The following is an 18,996-nucleotide window of genomic DNA, read 5'->3' on the forward strand; positions in this document are numbered from 1 at the left end:
GCCGTTCGCGCGGGCGCTAAAAGGTAGAGGAAATTCCCATGCCGAAGGTCCAGGCCGGCCGTCTCACGCATATCGGCGCGGCGCTGCTCAAGGCCGCCGGCGCGTCGGAGGAGGAGGCTCGCGCCGTCGCGGCCGGCTGCGTCAACGCCAATCTCGCCGGCCACGATTCGCACGGCGTAATCGCGATCCCGACCTATATCGACCGCATCAAGGCCGGCCATATCGTGCCCGGCGCCAAATGGACCATCGTCCAGGAATCGCCGACCACGACCGTGATCGACGGCCATTGGGGTTTTGGCTTTCACGTCAACGCCCAGGCGATGGCGCTGACGATCGAGAAGGCGAAGACCGCCAACGTCGCCGCCTGCACGGTGTTCCGCCAAAGCCATGTCGGGCGGCTCGCCGCCTATCCTCTGATGGCGATGCGCGAGGGCATGATCGGCATTGCGACCGCCGACTCCGGCCGCTCGCCGAAGCATGTCGCGCCGTTCGGCGGCCGCGAGGCAAGGCTCGGCACCAATCCGATCTCGATTGCGGTGCCATCCGACCTCGAGGCGCCGTTCTATCTTGACATGGCGACCTCGGCGGTCGCGGCCGGCAAGATCGCGCTGTCGGTGGCGCGCGGCGAACAGATCCCGCAGGGCTGGATCATCGACGCCGAGGGACGGCACACCACCGATCCCACCCAGTATCGCAAGGGCGGCGCACTGCTGCCGCTCGGCGGCAGCGAGGGCTACAAGGGAAGCGGCCTCGCTGCAATGGTCGAAGTGCTGTGCGGCCTGCTCACGGGCTTGGGCTTTGGCGTCGAGCCGACCGGCCGTCACAATGACGGATGCTTCATGGCGGTGTTCAATGTCGCCGCCTTCCGCCCCCTGAAGGATTTCGAGAAGGAAGTCGGCGAGTTCGCGCGCTATCTGAAATCGACGCCGCCATCGGAAGGCTCCCCCGGCGTGTTCTATCCCGGCGAGGTCGAACATATCCGCGAACAGCAGCGCAGGCGCGACGGCATCGAGGTCGAGGACGCGACCTGGGACAAATTGAAGGCGCTGGCCACCGACTACAGGCTCGTCGCAGAGCTCGACTTGTAATGAATTCCGCCAGCACAAGGAGAACCGCATGACACGGCAAATGGCACTGGTGGGATTCCTGCAGGCGCAGAACTGCACCAATCTGCCGAGTTCGTGGCGGCACCCGGAATCGCGCGACGATTCGATGTCGGCCGATTACTACCAGGAGATCGCCCGGATTCTCGAAGCCGGAAAATTCCACATGGCGTTCTTCGACGACCGCCTGGCGATGCCCGACCGCTACGGTAACGACCACGCCCACACCGTCGAATACGGCATCCGCTGCGTGAAGATGGACCCGCTGATCGTGCTGACCACGATGGGCATGGTGACGACGAAGCTCGGGCTGGGGTCGACCTGCTCGACCACCTATTACGAGCCATTCGATGTCGCGCGCCGCTTCGCCACCCTCGATCTGATGTCGGGCGGACGCGCAGGCTGGAACGTCGTCACCTCGCTCAACGACGGCGAGGCCCACAACATGGGGAAGGACGCCCATCTCGAACATGACCACCGCTACGATCGCGCCGACGAATTCATGGAAGTCGTGCTCGGCCACTGGGACACCTGGGCAGACGACGCGTTGATCATGGACAAGAAGAGCGGCCGCTTCGCCGATCCGGCCAAGGTGAAGCGGCTCGACCACAAGGGCGAGTTCTTCAAGTCGCGCGGTCCGTTCACCGTTCCGCGCTCGGCGCAGGGCCATCCCGTCATCATCCAGGCCGGCGCGTCCGGCCGCGGCCAGCGTTTTGCGGGGCGATGGGGCGAGGTGATCTTCACCGCCGCGCGCAACGTGGCCGCCGCCAAGGAAGGCTATGCGGCGGTCCGCAACGAAGCGGCCAAAGCCGGCCGCGATCCCGACCAGATGCGCCTCTGCAACCTCACCACACCCGTCTGCGGCGCAACCAAGACTGAGGCCGAGGACAAGATGGCGCTCATCAACAAGCTGCCGCTGCAGATCGATGCGCTGTCGCTGCTCGCGGAGGCGCTGAACTTCGACTTCGCCGCCAAGCCGCTCGACGAGCCACTGACCACCGAAGACCTCAAGAGCATGCAGGGCATCCTTGGCATTCGCGACGGCGTGCTCAAGAATTCGGGGAAGACCAATCCGAGCGCGCGCGACTTCGTCACCTTCTCCGGCCGCGGCCAGGTGCATGACGCGATCGTCGGCGGCCCGAAGGAGATCGCCGACAAGCTGGAGGAGATGTTCGTCGAGCGCGGCTGCGACGGCTTTGTCATCGCAGCCACCATCGTGCCGGGCTCCTATGCCGATTTCGTCCGGCACATCGTGCCGGAACTGCAGCGCCGCGGGCTGTTTCACAGGGATTACGCCGGCAAGACGCTGCGCGAGAATCTCGGCCTGACGCGTCCTGCCGCCGGCGCCTGGAAAGCCACGCCGCGGGCCGCGGCCGAATAAGAACAAGAAGAAGAACCATGCGTTGGCTCAAATTCACCACCGCCGGCAAGACCTCCTGGGGCATTGTCGAGGGCGACAACGTGATCGCCGTCAACGGAGATCCGCTCGGCGAGTGGCAGCGCGGAACGCAGTCACATGCGCTGAAAGCCGTCAAGATCGAGCTGCCGCTGATCCCGCGCACCTTCTATTGCGTCGGGCTGAATTACCTCAAGCATCTCAAGGAAGCCGCCGACAAGGCCGGCACGGTGCCCAACGTGCCCGATCGACCCGAGATCGGCTATCGCGCGCAGAACGCGCTGATCGCCCATGACGAGGATGTGGTGATTCCGGCGACCGCGACCGAGAAGATCCACTACGAGGGTGAACTCGTGGTTGTCATCGGCAAGAAGGCAAAACACTTGAGCGAAGCCAACGCGATGGATTGCGTGTTCGGCTACACCATCGGCAACGATGTCAGCGAGCGCACCTGGCAGAAGGCCGACCGCAGCCTGTGGCGCTCCAAGAACGCCGACACCTTCAAGCCGATGGGGCCGTGGATCGAAACATCAGTCGATCTCGACAAGATGGAAACCGTGATCCGGGTCAACGGCAAGGAGACCGGCCGCTTCCGCACCAACGACATGATCTTCGGCATCGTGCCGTTCCTCGTCGAGCTGACCAAGTATTTCACGCTGTGGCCCGGCGACGTGATCTGGATGGGCACCGACGGCGCCTCACCTAACCTGAAAGCCGGCGACGTCGTTGAAATCGACATCACCGGGATCGGGACGTTGCGCAACAGGTTCGCGGCGGAGGAAGTTTGACGTCCTCAGAAATGAGGACAGGCGCGGGAATCGGCATCGAGTAAGGTTCGTCCGCGCGAGTATCTATCCTGCGTAGAATCATAATGACTCGCAGCTCCACCCCGCTCGGCCCTTAAGCAATCAATATCTCCGCTTGCGGCCTTATGGATTGCTTCGCTTCGCTCGCAATGACGGCTGCGACCTCCTCAGTTGAACCTTAGATCATTCTCGACACAATCGGAACTTTCCGCAACAGCGCCGTGGCCCCCCAGCTCAGCACCAGCGTGCCGACGAAAACGACAGCAAATTTGACGACGGCCGGCCATGAATAATCGTAAACGGCGTATTGCAGCCAGAGGATGAAGATGTAGTGGGTGAGGAAGATGCCGTAGGCAGATGGCCGCATGGCATCGAGCAGCTTCATGCCCGATGCGGCGAAGGCCAGCGATACGGTCAGCACCGTGAACGTCATCGCTGCGCTGAACAGCGCAAAGGCAAGGCCATAGCCGGTCTGCCAGGATAGCGGCGGTGAATCGAAATCTGCGATCCAGTTGTGATGGGCATAGACCAGCAGCAGGATGGCGCCATAGAACAACGACGCAAAGGCAAGCCAAAGCGGCCAGCGCCTGACCAACGCACCTTCCTCGCTCAGGATTCCTGCACGAAGGCTAACCACGCCTATGCCGACACCGGTCAGGAAATAGCCGGCATAGAGCAGAATCCGGCTGGTCTGGATCGGCAGCGGATAGCCGCCCGGCTCCAGCCAACTCGCATCGCCTGATATCAGCCGCATCGGCACGTAGAAGACGACCGAAACCGCGAGGAACGCCGCAAACGCCGTCCACGGCCGGTCGCGCAGCGAAAAGATCAGCAGGCCAGACATCTTCCGCAGGCGCGGCGCGACTGCCAGCAGCGCTGCGGCAACGATGTCGAGCGCCAGCAGCACCCACAGGAACCATGCCGGACCCGACGGCCAGGGGCCGACCGTCAGCGTGCGCCACCAGAAATGAAAGAAGTTGAAGTCGGTGGTGCCGGGCAGATGATAGCGCAGGAAGGTCGGATAGTACGCAATCGGCATCAGCACGAAGATCGAAACCAGAAAGGGAATGCCGAGCCGCCATGCCCGATGGCGCAGGAAATCCGCGGCGCCTCTGCGCATCAGGCTGTCGTGAACGAACAGGCCCGAGATCAGGAACATGCAGGCCATGAAGAAGCTGTCGTTGAACAGCACGACGAGGTCGAACCCCAGCCAGCGCATTTTATCGCCGCTGCCGAAATGGGTGTAGTTGACCACGGAGTGATGGACCAGCACCAACAGCGTGATGAAGGTGCGGGCGCGGTCCAGCGCAACGATGCGCGCCCTCACCTTGACGGTCCTGTCGCTCCGATCGGTCTTGCGCAGCATCTCGCTATTTCCCATCGAGCCTGCGCCCGGTCATTTCTCGAACGCGTCGTAAATCAGCTTCTTGACGTTCACCTGCACATGTTGGCGGGCCGACGGCGCGTTTTCCAGCACGACAAAGAACATTTCCTGGGCGCGGTCGATGACGAGGTAGGCGCCGGTGGCGCCGTCCCATTTGATTTCGCCGAGCGAGCCCGGTGGCGGCGGCACGGCATTGCCGGGATTGGTGCGGACACCAAAACCGTAGCCAAACCCAAAGCCGTCGCCAGGGTAATAAAAGTAATTGCGTTCGACGCCCGAGCCCGGGCCGATATGGTCAGTCGTCATCGCCGCAAACGTAGCGGGACTGAGATACGTCCTGCCGTCGAGCGTGCCGCCATTGAGGAGCATTTGCCCGTAGCGCGCGAGATCGGCAACCGTCGAGACCAATCCGCCGCCGCCGGATTCCCATCGCGTAACATCGAGCGAAGTCCGCTCAACATGCTGATCCTTGCGCAGCGGCCGGGCATAGCGGCTCCGCTCAGCCGGATCGGTCAAAAAGAATTTGGTCGTCGTCACCCCCAGGGGATCGAACAGTTCCGTCTTTTCGAACTGGTACAGCGACTGCCCGGACACGACCTCGATCACGCGGCCGAGCACGTCGATCGAATGCCCGTAATCCCACAGCGTGCGCGGCTGCTCCGCCAGCGGCAGTTTGGCGATCCGCTCGGCAAATTCGGCATTGTCGAAGTCGCCGAGATAAATGCCGTCATACGCCGCCTTCACCGGCCCTCGCGGCCCGTAGAAGCCATAAGTGATCCCCGACGTATGCAGCAGCAGGTCCTCGATTGTGACCGGCCGGCGCAATGGCGCGAGATCGAGCACGGCCTTGCCGGACTCATCCTTGCGCTCGACGCCCACCTTCATGCCGGCGAAAGAGGGAATGTACCTGGCGACGGGATCGTCGAGTTTGATCTTGCCGCGATCGATCAGCATCATCGCGGCAAAACTGGTGACCGTTTTGGTGAGCGAATGCAGCGGAAAGATCGTATCCCTCGTCATATCGATTCCGGCATCGACATCGCGCTTGCCGAACCATTTGAAATAGACCGGCTTGCCGTGGCGTTGGATCAGGACGATGGCGCCCGGAATTTCCCCTTGTGCGACCTGGTCGTTGAGGAACGCGTCGATCCGTGAAAGCTTCTCCAGCGACAATTGCGCGTTCGGCGGCGGACCGAATGCCACGACGGGAAGCAAGGCGCCCAGCCAGGCCAGCGCGACGACCACTGCCAGCAGTGACGCATGATGACTTGATGACACCGGCTTGTGCGTAGGCATCCGCGATTTTCCCCATTGCAGGTAACGACCTTATTAGATCGACAAGCATCGATCCAGATGGCGACCATCTTCTCGATCGGATACACTCCGACAATCGTTCAAATTGAAAACGTTCAGAGGAGAACGACCATGAAACCCCGGATGAACTACTACCAGGCCGCTCCTGACACCATCAAAGCGCTCGTCGCGCTGGAGGCACAGATCGTCGCGTCCGGTCTCGAAAAATCGCTGATCGAACTGGTAAAGACGCGTGCCTCGCAGATCAACGGCTGCGCTTATTGCATCAACATGCACACCCAGGACGCCCGCAAGCTGGGCGAGACCGAGCAGCGGCTGTATCTGTTGAACGCCTGGCACGAGTCGCCGCTGTACACCGACCGCGAACGCGCCGCCTTGGCATGGACCGAGGCATTGACGCTGATCGCCGAAACCCACGCGCCCGACGATCTCTACGCAGACGTGCGCGCCCACTTCTCGGAGACGGAGACGGTCAATCTGACCATGCTGATCGGGGCCATCAATGCCTGGAACAGGCTTGCGATCGCCTTTCGCGCGGTACACCCGGTGAAGGCCAAGGCCGCGGTGGCTTAAGTGACCGCGCAGCGCATCAGCGTCCTCACTCGTCATGCGCGGGCTTGACCCGCGCATCCATCAAACAAGAAAATCTTTGAAGCGCGATGGATTGCCGGGTCAAGCCCGGCAATGACGCTGCGAGAACTATCGCACTACACCGCCGTCGCCTTGGCGAACTCGACATAGATCTCGCGCAGGCGGTTGGTCATCGGGCCGGGCTTGCCGTCGGCGACCTTCTTGCCGTCGATCGATACCACGCCTTGCACGAAAACGCTCGCGCTGGTGACGAAGGCTTCCTTGGCGGCCAGCGCCTCCTCGACGGAAAACGCCCGCTCCTCGACGCGAAGCTGGCGCTCTTCGGCCAGAGCAACCACCGCCTTGCGGGTGCAGCCGGGCAGGATCGCGCTGCCGTTCTGCCGCGTCACGATCACGTCGTCCTGGGTCAGGATGAAGCACGACGACGAGCCGCCTTCGGTCACCTTGCCGTCCTCGATCATCCAGGCCTCGCCGGCGCCGGCCACCGCCGCCGCCTGCTTGGCCAGCACCTGCGCCAGCAGCGCCACGCTCTTGATGTCGCGCCGCGCCCAGCGCAGATCGGGCACCGTGATCACGTTGATGCCGGTCTTGGCTGACGGCGCATTGATGATGTCCTTGGTCGAGGTGAACATGATCAGCGTCGGCTTGACGTCGCCCTTGGGAAACGCAAAGTCGCGCCCGGTATCGGCGCCGCGGGTCACTTCCAGATAGACCATGCCGTTGACGAGATTGTTGTGCGCGATCAGCTCCTTCTGGATCTCCTGGATGCGTGCGGTCGTCTCCGGCAACGCCAGCTCGATCTCGCCGACCGAGCGCTCCAGCCGCGCCAGATGCGAGGCATTGTCGATCAGCTTGCCTTCGAGCACGGCGGCGACCTCATAGATGCCATCGGCAAACAGGAATCCGCGGTCGAGGATCGAGACCTTCGCCTCTGAAAGTGGCACGAACGAACCATTGACGTAAGCGATCTGTTCCAAAGTAGAGGTCTCCTGTCAGCGCGAAGCAATTGCGCCGCGTTTATTATAACCAAATTGTCAATGCGAGAGAATCTTCGACAAGAACTGCTGCGCGCGCTCGCTGCGCGGACTGCCGAAGAAATCGGTCTTCAGCGCATCCTCGACGATCTCGCCCTTGTCCATGAAGATCACGCGATTGGCGACCTTGCTGGCAAAACCCATTTCGTGGGTGACGACCATCATGGTCATGCCCTCATGGGCCAGATCGACCATGACGTCGAGCACCTCGCTGATCATTTCGGGATCGAGCGCCGAAGTCGGCTCATCGAACAGCATCGCGATCGGGTCCATGGCGAGAGCCCGTGCAATCGCCACGCGCTGCTGCTGGCCGCCGGACAATTCGGCCGGGTATTTGTTTGCCTGCACCGTCAGTCCGACGCGCTCGAGCAGCTTGTGGCCCTTGGCCATGGCTTCGTCGTGCGAGCGCCCCAGCACCTTCTCCTGCGCCAGGCACAGATTCTCGATGATCCGCAGATGCGGAAACAGCTCGAAGTGCTGGAACACCATGCCGACGCGGGCGCGCAGCTTCGGCAAATCTGTCTTGGGATCGTTGACCTTGATGCCGTCGAGGATGATCTGGCCCTCCTGAAACGGCTCCAGCGCGTTGACACATTTGATCAGCGTCGACTTTCCAGAACCCGACGGCCCGCACACCACCACCACCTCACCCTTGGCGACGCTGGTGGTGCAGTCCTTCAGCACCTGGAAACTCGGCCCGTACCATTTATTGACGTGGCTGATTTCGATCATGGGTTCTCACCGAACAATAGCAATGCGCGCCTGCAGGCGCCGGACGCCATAGGACGCGACACAGGAAATCACGAAATAGACCAACGCCGCGAACAGATACATCTCGACCAGGCGCCCGTCGCGCTGCGCCACCTTGCTGGCGGCGCCGAGGAAATCCGGGATCGACAGCACGTAGACCAGCGAAGTGTCCTGGAACAGCACGATGGTCTGCGTCAGCAGCACCGGCAGCATGTTGCGGAATGCCTGCGGCAGCACGATGTAGCGCATGGACTGAGCATAGGTCAGGCCGAGCGCGCTTGCCGCCGCCGGCTGTCCCCTTGAGATCGACTGGATGCCGGCGCGCATGATTTCGGAGAAATACGCCGCCTCGAACATGATGAAGGTGACGAGCGAAGAGGTGAACGCGCCGACACGTATCGGCCGCGACGCGCCCGTCAGCCATTGGCCGATATAGGGCACCAGGAAATAGAACCAGAAGATCACCAGCACCAGCGGCAGCGAGCGCATGAAGTCGACATAGAGCCCGGCGATACGGCCGAGCAGCTTGTAGCTCGACAGCCGCATCAGCGCGATCAGCGTGCCGAAGACCAGGCCGCCCAGCGCCGACAACCCGGTCAGCATCAGCGTAAAGCTCATGCCGTCGAGGAAAAGATACGGCAGCGAGCGGCGGATGACGTCGAAATCGAGATTGTCGAACATCGTCATTTCCCCGTGATGTAGCCGGGGATCGCCAGGCTGCGTTCGAGGAAGCGCATGCCGGTGACGACGATGATGTTGATTGCGAGATACATCACGGTCGCGGCGGTGAAGGCCTCGAACACCTGGAACGAGAATTCCTGCATCGCCCGCGCCTGGCCGGTCAACTCGATCAGGCCGATGGTGATCGCGACCGAGGTATTCTTGATGGTGTTGAGGAATTCGGACGTGAGCGGCGGCAGGATGATGCGGAACGCGATCGGCAGGAGCACGTAGCGATAGCCTTGCCCGGTCGTCAGCCCGAGCGCGGTCGCGGCCTGCTTCTGCCCGCGCGGCAGCGAGGCGATCCCTGCGGCGAGCTGTACGGCGACGCGCGCCGACATGAACAGGCCGACCCCGATCGCCGCCGTCCAGAACGGCGCGTTGGGAAGCTGCTTCATCCACAGCCCCGCAGCGCGCGGCAACAGTTCGGGCAGCACGAAGAACCAGAGGAACAGCTGCACCAACAGCGGCATGTTGCGGAAGAATTCGACGTAGCCAAAGCCGATCCAGGATGCCGTCTTCGACGGCAGCGAGCGCAAGATGCCGATGATCGTGCCGAAGATCAGCGCAATGACCCAGGCCAGCAGCGCCGTCTTGATGGTCAGCAGCAATCCCGCCACCAGCATGTCGAGATAGGTGCCGGCCCCGGTCGGGTTCGGCTCGAAGAAGATGTGCCAGTTCCAGTTATAGTTCACGCTGCACCCTGCCCAAAAGTGCCGGTAAGGCCCCTGGTCACTAACGCTTATGTATCACTAACGCTTATGCGTCACTATGCTTATGCAAAAGTCCGGCCATTCTCCGCTTGAAAAATGGCCGGACCAGCTATTTGCCCCTCACCCTGCATAACGGCTTCGCCGTTATTGCTGGAGGCGCCGCGCATAGCGCGGCGCCTCACGATGAGGTCTGCCCTTACTTATACGAATCCGGATCCGGCGAGTCCGACGGCTTGGCGAACTCGTTCTTGAGTTCGGAGCTGATCGGAACGTTGAGATTCAGGTTCTTGGGCGGGATCTTCTGCATGAACCACTTGTCGTAGATCTTCTGGCCCTCGCCGCCCGTGTAGAGCGCCGCGGTCGCGGCGTCGACCACCTTCTTGAAGGCCGGATCGTCCTTGCGCAGCATGATGCCGTAGGGCTCGGGCTTGGAGAACGCATCCTTGGAGATCACATAATCATCCGGCGCTTTCGAGCCGGCGATCAGGCTCGCCAGCAGGATGTCGTCCATCACAAAGGCCACCGCGCGGTCGGTCTCGACCATCAGGAACGCTTCGGCGTGATCCTTGGCCGGGATGATGTTGATGTTGAGGCTGCGCGCTCCGTTGGCCTCGGTGAGCTGCTTGATGTTGGTGGTGCCGGCGGTGGAGACCACCGACTTGCCCTTGAGATCGTCGATCGAATTGATCTTGGCCGCCTTCTTGGTGACGTAGCGGCTCGCGGTCAGGAAGTGGGTGTTGGTGTAGGCGATCTGCTTCTGGCGCTCGGCATTGTTGGTGGTCGAGCCGCATTCGAGATCGATGGTGCCGTTGGCGAGCAGCGGGATGCGGGTCGACGACGTCACCGGATTGAGCTTGACTTCGAGCTTGTCGAGCTTGAGCTCCTTCTTCACGGCATCGACGATCTTGTAGCAGATGTCCATGGCGTAGCCGATCGGCTTCTGGTTGTCGTCGAGGTAGGAGAACGGAATGGACGAGTCGCGGAAGCCGAGCGTGATGGCGCCGGTCTCCTTGATGTTCTTCAGCGTCCCGGTGAGTTCCTGCGCCATTGCCGGGGTGGTGCACAACGCACCCGCGAGCAGGCAGCCGATAATCTGACGGTGTTTCACGTAACTTCTCCCTCCAAAGGTTTCAGATGATTGCTCATCCACCCTAACTCAGCAACTTGCCGGGCCGTTTGGCCGGCGGTCTCGAACTTGTCTTCGCAAGACCGCCCCCGGCGTGCGCGGCACTATGCCTGCACAATTCGGACCAAAACAGATTTAGCCCCCGTTGACCATCATGCATTCGACCCCTGAATGCGACTAAAGACAAAGGCAACGCCCATTTTTCGCCGCCGATCGGGGTCAGCCGCTTCCGCCCCGAAGCCGCCCCGGTGCCCTCCGTTAACCAAGCTACGCCGCGGCCGCTCAGCGCCATCCCGCAGAGGACGTCGGACATGTCGCTTTCGATCACCCGCGTGCCGAAAATGGGAGCATTTTCGAGGATGAGATCGACCAGCCGGGCGAAATAGACGCCGGGCGAATACATCAGAAGCGGCACCGGATGCGACGCCCGTCCGGGCAGCGACGCGCCTCCCTTGGCCACCAGCGCTTCGCTGGCATAGGGCCGCAGGAATTCTGTGCCGAGCGTCACACACTCGTAAAGACCCGGATCGAGATGGATCGGCTGCTGGGCATGGTGGTAGCAGATCATCAGATCCACATTGTCTGACACCAGCGAGGTGACGAGATCGTGGATGTTGCCCACCACCACCGAACAGCTCAGCCGCCGCTCCTGTGACCAGGCCTGCCACCAACGTGGCAATCGCGCGGTCGCCATCGCAAACGGCAGGGCGATGCGGATATGTTCGTTGCGGCGAAGCGGCTTGCCGCCAAGCTCGAGACGGCTGTCGAGCATCTGCCGCAGCAACTCGCCGGCATGTTCGCGGAAACGCTCGCCTTGCGGCGTGAGCTGCGTCGGGTAGACGCTGCGGTCGATCAGGTCGAAGCCGAGCCAGGCCTCCAGCGACTTGATGCGGCGGCTGAACGCGGCCTGAGACGTATTTCGTTTCTCGGCGGCGCGTGTAAAATTGCCGGTCTCGGCCACCATCAGGAAATCCTGAAGCCAGCGAAGCTCCATCACGCTCCCCGCTTTGATGCGTGCCGCGCCCGCCGCGCGGCCGCAAAGGCCGCCTCGGGGCAGCGCAAGGCCGTGGACGCCAACCGGCGCCGGTTCTCGATACGAAATGTGAAGCCCCATGCCGGCAAACGTAGCGGATTGGCCGGCAGGCCGGCCAATGCATGCTTTGCATCGCCACACGGTGCCGTCATCAGTGCGACAATCCCGATCATTCCTCGGCCAGTCATATAAGCCGGTCCGCGTTCACCCATGAGGTCGCGCCTTCATTAGCCTGCCACGTCGCGAGCAGGTTATGCAAATTTTGCATCATGCAGACCTGGCATCAATGGCGGCGTCCCGGGACTTGATTTGGCGAGCGACACCCTTCGCCCGATCGGTTCTTGCGCGTTTCGATCGGACGATCACTGACGGCCGATATTGATCGATCGCAAGCCGGAGGCCAGCGAAGCAAGCGCGTTTGCCCTGCCGCCGGCGGCATAATTCCGTATCTCGGGAAGCCGCGCCAGACCAATTTGTCGCATGCCACATTTCCACCCGATTGCGACGGCCTCGGCGGTGTTCGCCGCGGTCAATACGCTTTTCTTCTCTGGCGATTTCGGGGAAGATCGAACCCAGAAAAAGAAGATAAGCGCGCCTCCCCACAAAAGAGGCCGCAAGGGAGTGTTCGATATGTCCAGAGCTCGCCGTCTGACGATCGCTGTCGCTGCCGTCGGCATGCTGATTTCAGCAGCCGCCGGCGCGCAGGAATATCCCACCAAGCCGATCACGCTGATTGTCCCGTGGCCCGCGGGCGGCTCGACCGACATCTCGATGCGCGCGATCGCCGAAAGCGCGTCCAAGGTGCTCGGACAGCCGATCGCCATCGACAACAAGGCCGGCGGCAGCGGCACCGTCGGCCCTGCCACCATGGCGGCAGGCGCCAGGTCCGACGGCTATACCATCGCCCAAATCCCGATCACCGTGTTCCGCCTGCCCTTGATGCAGGAAGTCTCCTGGAATCCGGACAAGGACTTCACCTATATCGTCCACCTCACCGGCTACACGTTCGGCGTCACCACCAGCGCCGAGTCGCCGTTCAAGACCTGGAAGGACGTCGTCGACTACGCCAAGCAGAACCCCGGCAAGGTGACCTATGCCACCCCGGGCGCCGGCACGTCGCTGCATATCGGCATGGAGCAGATCGCCGGCATGGCGGGAATCAAGCTGACGCAGGTGCCTTTCAAGGGTGGCGCGGAAACCAATGCCGCAGTGCTCGGCCAGCACACCATGCTGCAGGCGGACTCGACCGGCTGGCGGCCGCTGGTCGACGCCGGCAAGCTGCGGCTTCTGATGGTGTGGACCTCGGCTCGCTCGCCGAACTATCCCGATGTGCCGACGCTGAAGGAACTCGGCTACCCCATGGTCTATGACTCCCCGTTCGGCATCGCCGGCCCCAAGGGGATGGACCCAAAGATCGTCGCCAAGCTGCACGACGCCTTCAAGAAGGCGCTGGACGATCCGGCCGTGATCGCCACGCTGGCCAAATTCGACATGGTGCCCAGTTACAAGAGCACCGAGGACTACAAGAAGTTCGTCGTCGAGGTCACCGAGTCCGAGCGCAAGGTGGTCGACAAGCTCGGGCTGGCGAAGAAGACCAAATGAATCGCCGTGTCCCGGGCGCGACGCAGCGCGCGAGCGTTGCTTCGCAGAACCGGGACCCTGCTCAGCAGCGCACCACCATAGCGTCAAGACGCGCGTAAACACGCTAATGGTGCAGCGCTACGTCCGGGGAACGGCTGAAAGAATAATCGATGAGTAACGACACCGACGTCAAATTCCGCCTCAACAATTCCGAGCTGTGGGGCGGGCTGGTCGGGCTTGCGCTCGGCGGCTTCGTGATCTGGTCCGGCCTCAAGCTCAAGCTCGGCACCATCAACGATCCCGGCGCCGGGTTCGTGCTGTTCTATACCGGCATCCTGATGTGCCTGTTCGCCGCCTCGGTCATCATCGCCGCATTGACCGAGGGCGGGCCGACCTTCGGCTCGCGCTGGGTGAACACGCGCTGGACCAAGCCGCTGCTGGTGATCGTCTGCCTCATCGCCTTTTCCTTCGCCCTTAACCCGCTCGGCTTTCTGCTGTCCTCGATTCCGCTGATGCTGCTGCTGTTGCGCGTGGTCGACCCGGTCCGCTGGCCGCTGGCCGTTCCGGTTGCCGTGCTCGTTCCGCTCGGCATGTGGTGGGTCCTCAAACGCCTGCTTCTGATCCAACTGCCTTCGGGCATCTTCGAAATCGGCTGATCGCACCATGGACACACTCATCAATGTCGCCCATGGCTTCGGCGTCGCCCTTCAACCCGTCAACCTGATCTACTGCTTCATCGGCGTGTTCATCGGCACGCTGGTCGGCGTGCTGCCCGGCATCGGCCCGATCTCGGCGATGTCGCTGCTATTGCCGATCACGCTGTCGGGAACGCCGGAGTCCGGCATCATCATGATGGCCGGAATCTATTACGGCTCGATGTATGGCGGCTCGACCACCTCGATTCTGGTCAACATTCCCGGCGAAGCCGCTTCCGTCGTCACCTGTATCGATGGCCACCAGATGGCCAAGCAGGGCCGCGCGGGACCAGCGCTCGGCATCTCCGCATTCGGTTCGTTCTTCGCCGGCACCTTTGCGCTGATCGCGCTGATGCTGGTGGCGCCCAAGCTCGCCAGCGTCGCAATCGCCTTCGGTCCGGCCGAATATTTCAGCCTGATGGTGCTCGGCCTCGTGGTGCTGACCTTCCTGACGCAGGGCTCGATGGCGAAGGCGCTGCTGATGGCCTGCATCGGCGTCGTGCTCGGCGTGATCGGGCTCGACAGCATTACCGCGCAACCGCGCCTGACCTTCGGCCGCCTGGAGCTGATCGACGGCATCGGCCTCGTTCCCGTGGTCATGGGCCTGTTCGGCGTCGCCGAAGTCCTGTTCAACACCGAGCAGGTCATCAAGCGCGACGTCATCAACACCAAGATCACGCACCTCCTTCCAAGCAGGGAGGACTGGAAAGCCAGTGCCGGCCCGATGACGCGCGGAACGGTCCTTGGATTTTTCCTCGGCATTCTGCCCGGCGGCGGCGCGGTGATCTCGTCGTTCGCGTCCTACGCGTTGGAGAAGCGGCTGTCCAAGACGCCGGAGCGCTTCGGCAATGGCGCGATCGAGGGTGTTGCAGGTCCCGAGGCCGCCAACAACGCCGCCGCCGGCGGCGCCTTCATTCCGCTGATGACATTAGGCATTCCGCCGAACGTGGTGATGGCGCTGTTGCTCGGCGCCTTCGTCATTCACGGGCTGCAGCCCGGTCCGCTGATGATCACGCAGAACCCCGGCCTGTTCTGGGGCATCGTCGCCAGCATGTATATCGGCAATCTGATGCTGCTCGTGCTGAACCTGCCGATGATCGGCATGTGGGTGCAGCTCCTCAAATTGCCCTACAACATCCTGTTCCCGCTGATCATCCTGTTCACCATCATCGGCGTCTATTGCTCGAGCAATAACGTGTTCGACGTCTATGTGATGATCGCATTCGGCATTATCGGCTATTTCATGCGCAAGCTCGGCTACGAACCGGCGCCGCTGGTTCTGGCCTTCGTGCTCGGGCCGATGCTGGAGAACAACCTGCGCAAGTCGCTTATTCTCTCGCAGGGCGATCTGATGACCTTCGTCGAGCGGCCGATCTCGGCCGCCTGTCTCGCATTGGCGGCCGTACTGCTGATCGGCCCGCTGCTGCCGGCACTGCGCAAGAAGCGCGAACTGGTCGCGCTCGATGAAGGGGTGTGAGCCGCAGCTAGAACGCCCGCTTCATCTCGCCGAGGTCCCAGAACACCCCCGCCATGATGGCGAGCGCTTCCTCGGTCACCGGCAGAAGAATGTGTTCGTCCGGCGCATGCTGCGAGCAGCCGGGATAGGAATGCGGCACCCAGATCGTCGGCAGGCCCAGTCCTTCAGCGAACACGTCGTTGGGCAGCGAGCCGCCGAAATTGGGCAGGATCGCCGGCGCCTTGCCGGTGGTCTTCAGGATCGAGTTCGCCGTCCAGTTCACCCAGGGGCTGTCGACATCGGTGCGCGAGGCCGCGAAGCGCTGCGCGCCGCTGACCTCCACCATCGGAAAGCCGTTGCCATGCAAATGCGCGCGCACAGCGTCGATGACCTCTTCATATTTGGTGCCGACGACGAAACGGAGCTGCAGCACGGCATTGGCGCGACCGGGAATGGCGTTGGCCGGCTTCTCGATATTGCCGGACGACATCGCCAAAACTTCCAGCGTATTCCAGGCAAACAGCCGCTCGGCCGGCGACAATCCCTCCTCGCCCCAGTCGGCCGCCAGCGCCGGCTCATCGGCAGTCGGCTCGATCTTCACGTCCGCGAGCGCCGCGCGGACGGCGTTCGAGATCCGCGGCGGCTTGAGCGCGTCGAGCTTCATCCGCCCCTTGCCGTCGACGAGGCTCGCGATGGCGTTGCAAAGGATCGTCGCGGGGTTGGCGAGCACGCCGCCCCAATTGCCGGAATGGTTTCCGCCCTCGCGCAAGTTGACGTCGAGGTGAATGCGGTTGCCGCCTCGGCAACCGAGGAAAATGGTCGGCCGATCGGCCGACAACCGCGGCCCGTCGGATGCCAGGAACAGATCCGCCTTCAGGTCCTCGCGGTGGGCTTCGCACACCTGCCGCAGATCGGGCGAACCGATCTCCTCGCCGGTTTCGATGATGAATTTGGCGTTGAACCCGAGCTTGCCGCCGCGGGTCTCGCGCACCGCGCGCAAGGCCGCGAGATTGATGCTGTGCTGGCCCTTGTTGTCGGCGGTGCCTCGGCCATAGACGCGCTCGCCCTTGGTCGTGACCTGCCACGGATCGAGGTTGTCGCGCCATTCGCCTTCCATGCCATCGACGACATCGCCATGGCCGTAGGTGAGCACGGTCGGCAGCGAGGCATCCTCGCGATAATCGGCCAGCAGATACGGACCCTTGCCGCTCGGCGATTCGATCAGGCGGGTGGAGAAGTCGAGGGCGGCGAAGGCGGGCTGGAGGTCATCGACGAGATAGGCGCGCAACGCCTCGCCGCTGCCGGGGTTCTGGCTTTCGGTCCGATAACCGACCCTGCGGCCGAGCTCGGCGAGAAACGCGCCGGAATTCAGATGCTCACGCACCCGCGCAATCGCGTCGGCCCTATCAGCCATATTTTTCTTTCCCTTGTTCACTAATGTGTGGAACGCAACCTATCGGGATAAGCCGCCCGCTGGAAGTGGCATGGACTGCCGAATGGGCCTTGCTAAAAATCGCGAGGATGCAACAATTTCAGGCAACAGCCCGGCGTTTAACCGGGCGAACGCGCAGGGGGACCCTGGACCCTGCACGCACCGAGGTTCGCGTCATGACAAAACAAATCCGGCTCAATGCCTTCGCCATGAACTGCGTGGCGCATCAATCGCCGGGGCTCTGGACCCATCCGCGCGACCGCACCTTAGGCTACAACCGCCTGCCCTATTGGCTCGATCTGGCGAAGACGCTGGAGCGCGGCCGGTTCGACGGGCTGTTTCTCGCCGATGTGCTCGGCGTCTACGACGTGTTCGGCAACAGCCCGGACGCCGCGCTGCGCAATGCCGCGCAGACGCCGGCGAACGAGCCCTTGATGCTGATCCCGGCGATGGCGGCGGTGACGCAAAACCTCGGCTTCGGCGTCACCAGCAATCTGTCCTTCGAGCCGCCCTACCCGTTTGCGCGCAGGATGTCGACGCTGGATCATCTGACCGAAGGGCGGATCGGCTGGAACGTGGTGACCGGCTATCTCGATAGCGCCGCCCGCGGCGCTGGCAAGGACAAGCAGACCGCGCATGACGACCGCTACGAGATCGCGGATGAATATATGGAGCTGGCCTACAAGCTCTGGGAAGGAAGCTGGGAGGACGACGCCGTGCTGCGCGACCGCGCGCGCGGCATTTTCGCCGATCCTTCCAAGGTGCACCGCATTGAGCACGAGGGCGCCAACTACCGGCTCAACGCCATTCATCTCAGCGAGCCGTCGCCGCAGCGGACGCCGGTGCTGTATCAGGCCGGCACCTCGCCGCGCGGACGGCAATTTGCCGCCCAGCACGCGGAATGCGTGTTCATGTCCGGCCCGTCGGCCAAGGTCATCGGTCCGCGCGTGGCGGCGATCCGCACGGCTGCGAAGGAGATCGGACGCAATCCGGCCGAGATCCTGATGTTCTCCATGATGACGATCATTCTCGGCCGCACCGAGGCCGAGGCGAAGGAAAAATACGCCGACTATCGCTGCCACATCGCGCCCGAGGGCGCGCTGGCGCTGATGTCGGGCTGGATGGGTATCGATTTCTCGGGCTACGACCTCGACCAGCAGGTGCGCCACGTTCAGAACGACGCCGGGCGCACCGCGCTCGACAACGTCACGCGAGCGGATCCTGATAGGGTCTGGACCGTGCGCGAGGTCGTCGAGCATGTCGGCATCGGCGGCGCCGGCCCCGTCGTGGTCGGCACGCCGGAGAAGGTCGCCGACGATATCGAAGCCTGGTTCGAGCAGACCGATGTCGATGGCCTCAACGTCGCGTTTGCCACCTCGCCCGGCGATTTCGAGGATATCGCCGACATGCTGGTGCCGGAGCTGACAAAGCGTGGACGCTACAAGAGCGCGTATTCGGAAGGAACGCTGCGGGAGAAGCTGTTTGGTGCCGGACGGGCGCGGTTAACGGAGCAGCATCCGGCGGCGAGGTATCGCGTGAAGCCACGCGCTGCGGCGGCGAAGTAACTTGTAGGGTGGGCAAAGGCGCACTTCGCGCCGTGCCCACCACCTATCCACATCGCTAATCTGAATGGTGGGCACGCTTCGCTTTGCCCACCCTGTACCCTTCTGGCGTTCGGCACCAGTCGTTGATGTAGACTGGCTGCACGGGCCGATCTGCCGGGAGCTGCCTGACCCACCCGTGCTATGAGCCACCTTCGTAGGACCTGCGCCCCGGTGGAGCGGCTGCGATCAATATCCACTAGGAGGTTTGCGCCAAGAGCGCCAGTACAGGGATCGATCGGGATCGCAGTGGGCCCGCTT

Annotated in this window: 17 protein-coding genes; 8 read left to right on the forward strand and 9 right to left on the reverse strand. The window is 62.7% G+C overall.

What is annotated here, in order from left to right:
* Window positions 1-38: 38 nt before the first annotated feature.
* The 3 genes from V1294_RS35795 to V1294_RS35805 are packed head-to-tail and all read left to right on the forward strand — an operon-like array spanning window position 39 to window position 3,287.
* Entirely contained in the window at window positions 39-1,088 is a 1,050-nt protein-coding gene (locus V1294_RS35795; RefSeq protein ID WP_334503897.1) for an Ldh family oxidoreductase, read from the forward strand.
* A gap of 28 nt (window positions 1,089-1,116) precedes the next feature.
* Window positions 1,117-2,484, forward strand: coding sequence for an LLM class flavin-dependent oxidoreductase (locus V1294_RS35800; RefSeq protein WP_334503899.1), 1,368 nt, complete (start codon window positions 1,117-1,119; stop codon window positions 2,482-2,484).
* A gap of 17 nt (window positions 2,485-2,501) precedes the next feature.
* Window positions 2,502-3,287 carry a fumarylacetoacetate hydrolase family protein gene (locus V1294_RS35805; protein WP_334503902.1) on the forward strand — a complete coding sequence of 262 codons (786 nt, stop codon included), beginning with the start codon at window positions 2,502-2,504 and terminating at the stop codon, window positions 3,285-3,287.
* 196 nt (window positions 3,288-3,483) lie between these two features.
* Here V1294_RS35805 and V1294_RS35810 read toward each other — a convergent pair whose 3' ends face one another.
* Both V1294_RS35810 and V1294_RS35815 read right to left on the reverse strand, forming a co-directional pair.
* On the reverse strand, window positions 3,484-4,671 hold the full coding sequence (locus V1294_RS35810) for an acyltransferase (protein WP_334503904.1): 1,188 nt from the start codon (window positions 4,669-4,671) through the stop codon (window positions 3,484-3,486).
* Between the two features lie 30 nt (window positions 4,672-4,701).
* Window positions 4,702-5,985: a serine hydrolase domain-containing protein gene (locus V1294_RS35815; protein WP_334503906.1), complete on the reverse strand. Its 1,284-nt coding sequence runs from the start codon at window positions 5,983-5,985 to the stop codon at window positions 4,702-4,704.
* Between the two features lie 129 nt (window positions 5,986-6,114).
* Between V1294_RS35815 and V1294_RS35820 the strand changes: the two genes are divergently transcribed.
* Window positions 6,115-6,576: a carboxymuconolactone decarboxylase family protein gene (locus V1294_RS35820; RefSeq protein WP_108519885.1), complete on the forward strand. Its 462-nt coding sequence runs from the start codon at window positions 6,115-6,117 to the stop codon at window positions 6,574-6,576.
* Between the two features lie 134 nt (window positions 6,577-6,710).
* Here the strand turns inward: V1294_RS35820 and V1294_RS35825 are convergent, their stop codons facing one another.
* From V1294_RS35825 to V1294_RS35850, 6 genes are all read right to left on the reverse strand, one after another.
* Window positions 6,711-7,571, reverse strand: a complete 861-nt coding sequence (locus V1294_RS35825) for a D-amino-acid transaminase (protein WP_334503908.1) — start codon at window positions 7,569-7,571, stop codon at window positions 6,711-6,713.
* Window positions 7,572-7,628: 57 nt separating this feature from the next.
* Window positions 7,629-8,360: an amino acid ABC transporter ATP-binding protein gene (locus V1294_RS35830; protein WP_334485402.1), complete on the reverse strand. Its 732-nt coding sequence runs from the start codon at window positions 8,358-8,360 to the stop codon at window positions 7,629-7,631.
* A gap of 6 nt (window positions 8,361-8,366) precedes the next feature.
* On the reverse strand, window positions 8,367-9,059 hold the full coding sequence (locus V1294_RS35835; RefSeq protein ID WP_334485404.1) for an amino acid ABC transporter permease: 693 nt from the start codon (window positions 9,057-9,059) through the stop codon (window positions 8,367-8,369).
* 2 nt (window positions 9,060-9,061) lie between these two features.
* On the reverse strand, window positions 9,062-9,793 hold the full coding sequence (locus V1294_RS35840; RefSeq protein WP_334485406.1) for an amino acid ABC transporter permease: 732 nt from the start codon (window positions 9,791-9,793) through the stop codon (window positions 9,062-9,064).
* A 214-nt stretch (window positions 9,794-10,007) separates the two neighbouring features.
* Complete coding sequence (locus tag V1294_RS35845; RefSeq protein WP_334504967.1) at window positions 10,008-10,859, reverse strand: amino acid ABC transporter substrate-binding protein; 852 nt, start codon at window positions 10,857-10,859, stop codon at window positions 10,008-10,010.
* 103 nt (window positions 10,860-10,962) lie between these two features.
* Window positions 10,963-11,931 (reverse strand): LysR family transcriptional regulator, encoded by a 969-nt coding sequence (locus V1294_RS35850; RefSeq protein WP_334503910.1) that lies wholly within the window; start codon window positions 11,929-11,931, stop codon window positions 10,963-10,965.
* Window positions 11,932-12,600: 669 nt separating this feature from the next.
* Here V1294_RS35850 and V1294_RS35855 point away from each other — a divergent pair.
* The 3 genes from V1294_RS35855 to V1294_RS35865 all read left to right on the forward strand — a co-directional run bounded on the left by V1294_RS35855 (window position 12,601) and on the right by V1294_RS35865 (window position 15,723).
* Entirely contained in the window at window positions 12,601-13,572 is a 972-nt protein-coding gene (locus V1294_RS35855; RefSeq protein WP_334503912.1) for a Bug family tripartite tricarboxylate transporter substrate binding protein, read from the forward strand.
* Window positions 13,573-13,721: 149 nt separating this feature from the next.
* Complete coding sequence (locus tag V1294_RS35860; protein WP_334503914.1) at window positions 13,722-14,207, forward strand: tripartite tricarboxylate transporter TctB family protein; 486 nt, start codon at window positions 13,722-13,724, stop codon at window positions 14,205-14,207.
* A gap of 7 nt (window positions 14,208-14,214) precedes the next feature.
* Entirely contained in the window at window positions 14,215-15,723 is a 1,509-nt protein-coding gene (locus V1294_RS35865) for a tripartite tricarboxylate transporter permease (protein ID WP_334503916.1), read from the forward strand.
* Between the two features lie 7 nt (window positions 15,724-15,730).
* Here the strand turns inward: V1294_RS35865 and V1294_RS35870 are convergent, their stop codons facing one another.
* Complete coding sequence (locus tag V1294_RS35870; protein WP_334503918.1) at window positions 15,731-17,116, reverse strand: M20 family metallopeptidase; 1,386 nt, start codon at window positions 17,114-17,116, stop codon at window positions 15,731-15,733.
* A gap of 194 nt (window positions 17,117-17,310) precedes the next feature.
* Between V1294_RS35870 and V1294_RS35875 the strand changes: the two genes are divergently transcribed.
* A complete protein-coding gene (locus tag V1294_RS35875) occupies window positions 17,311-18,699 on the forward strand; it encodes an LLM class flavin-dependent oxidoreductase (protein ID WP_334503920.1) in 1,389 nt (462 codons plus the stop codon).
* The last annotated feature ends 297 nt before the right edge of the window (window positions 18,700-18,996 follow it).

It is taken from the genome of Bradyrhizobium sp. AZCC 1678 (assembly GCF_036924765.1).
Lineage (GTDB): Bacteria > Pseudomonadota > Alphaproteobacteria > Rhizobiales > Xanthobacteraceae > Bradyrhizobium > Bradyrhizobium algeriense.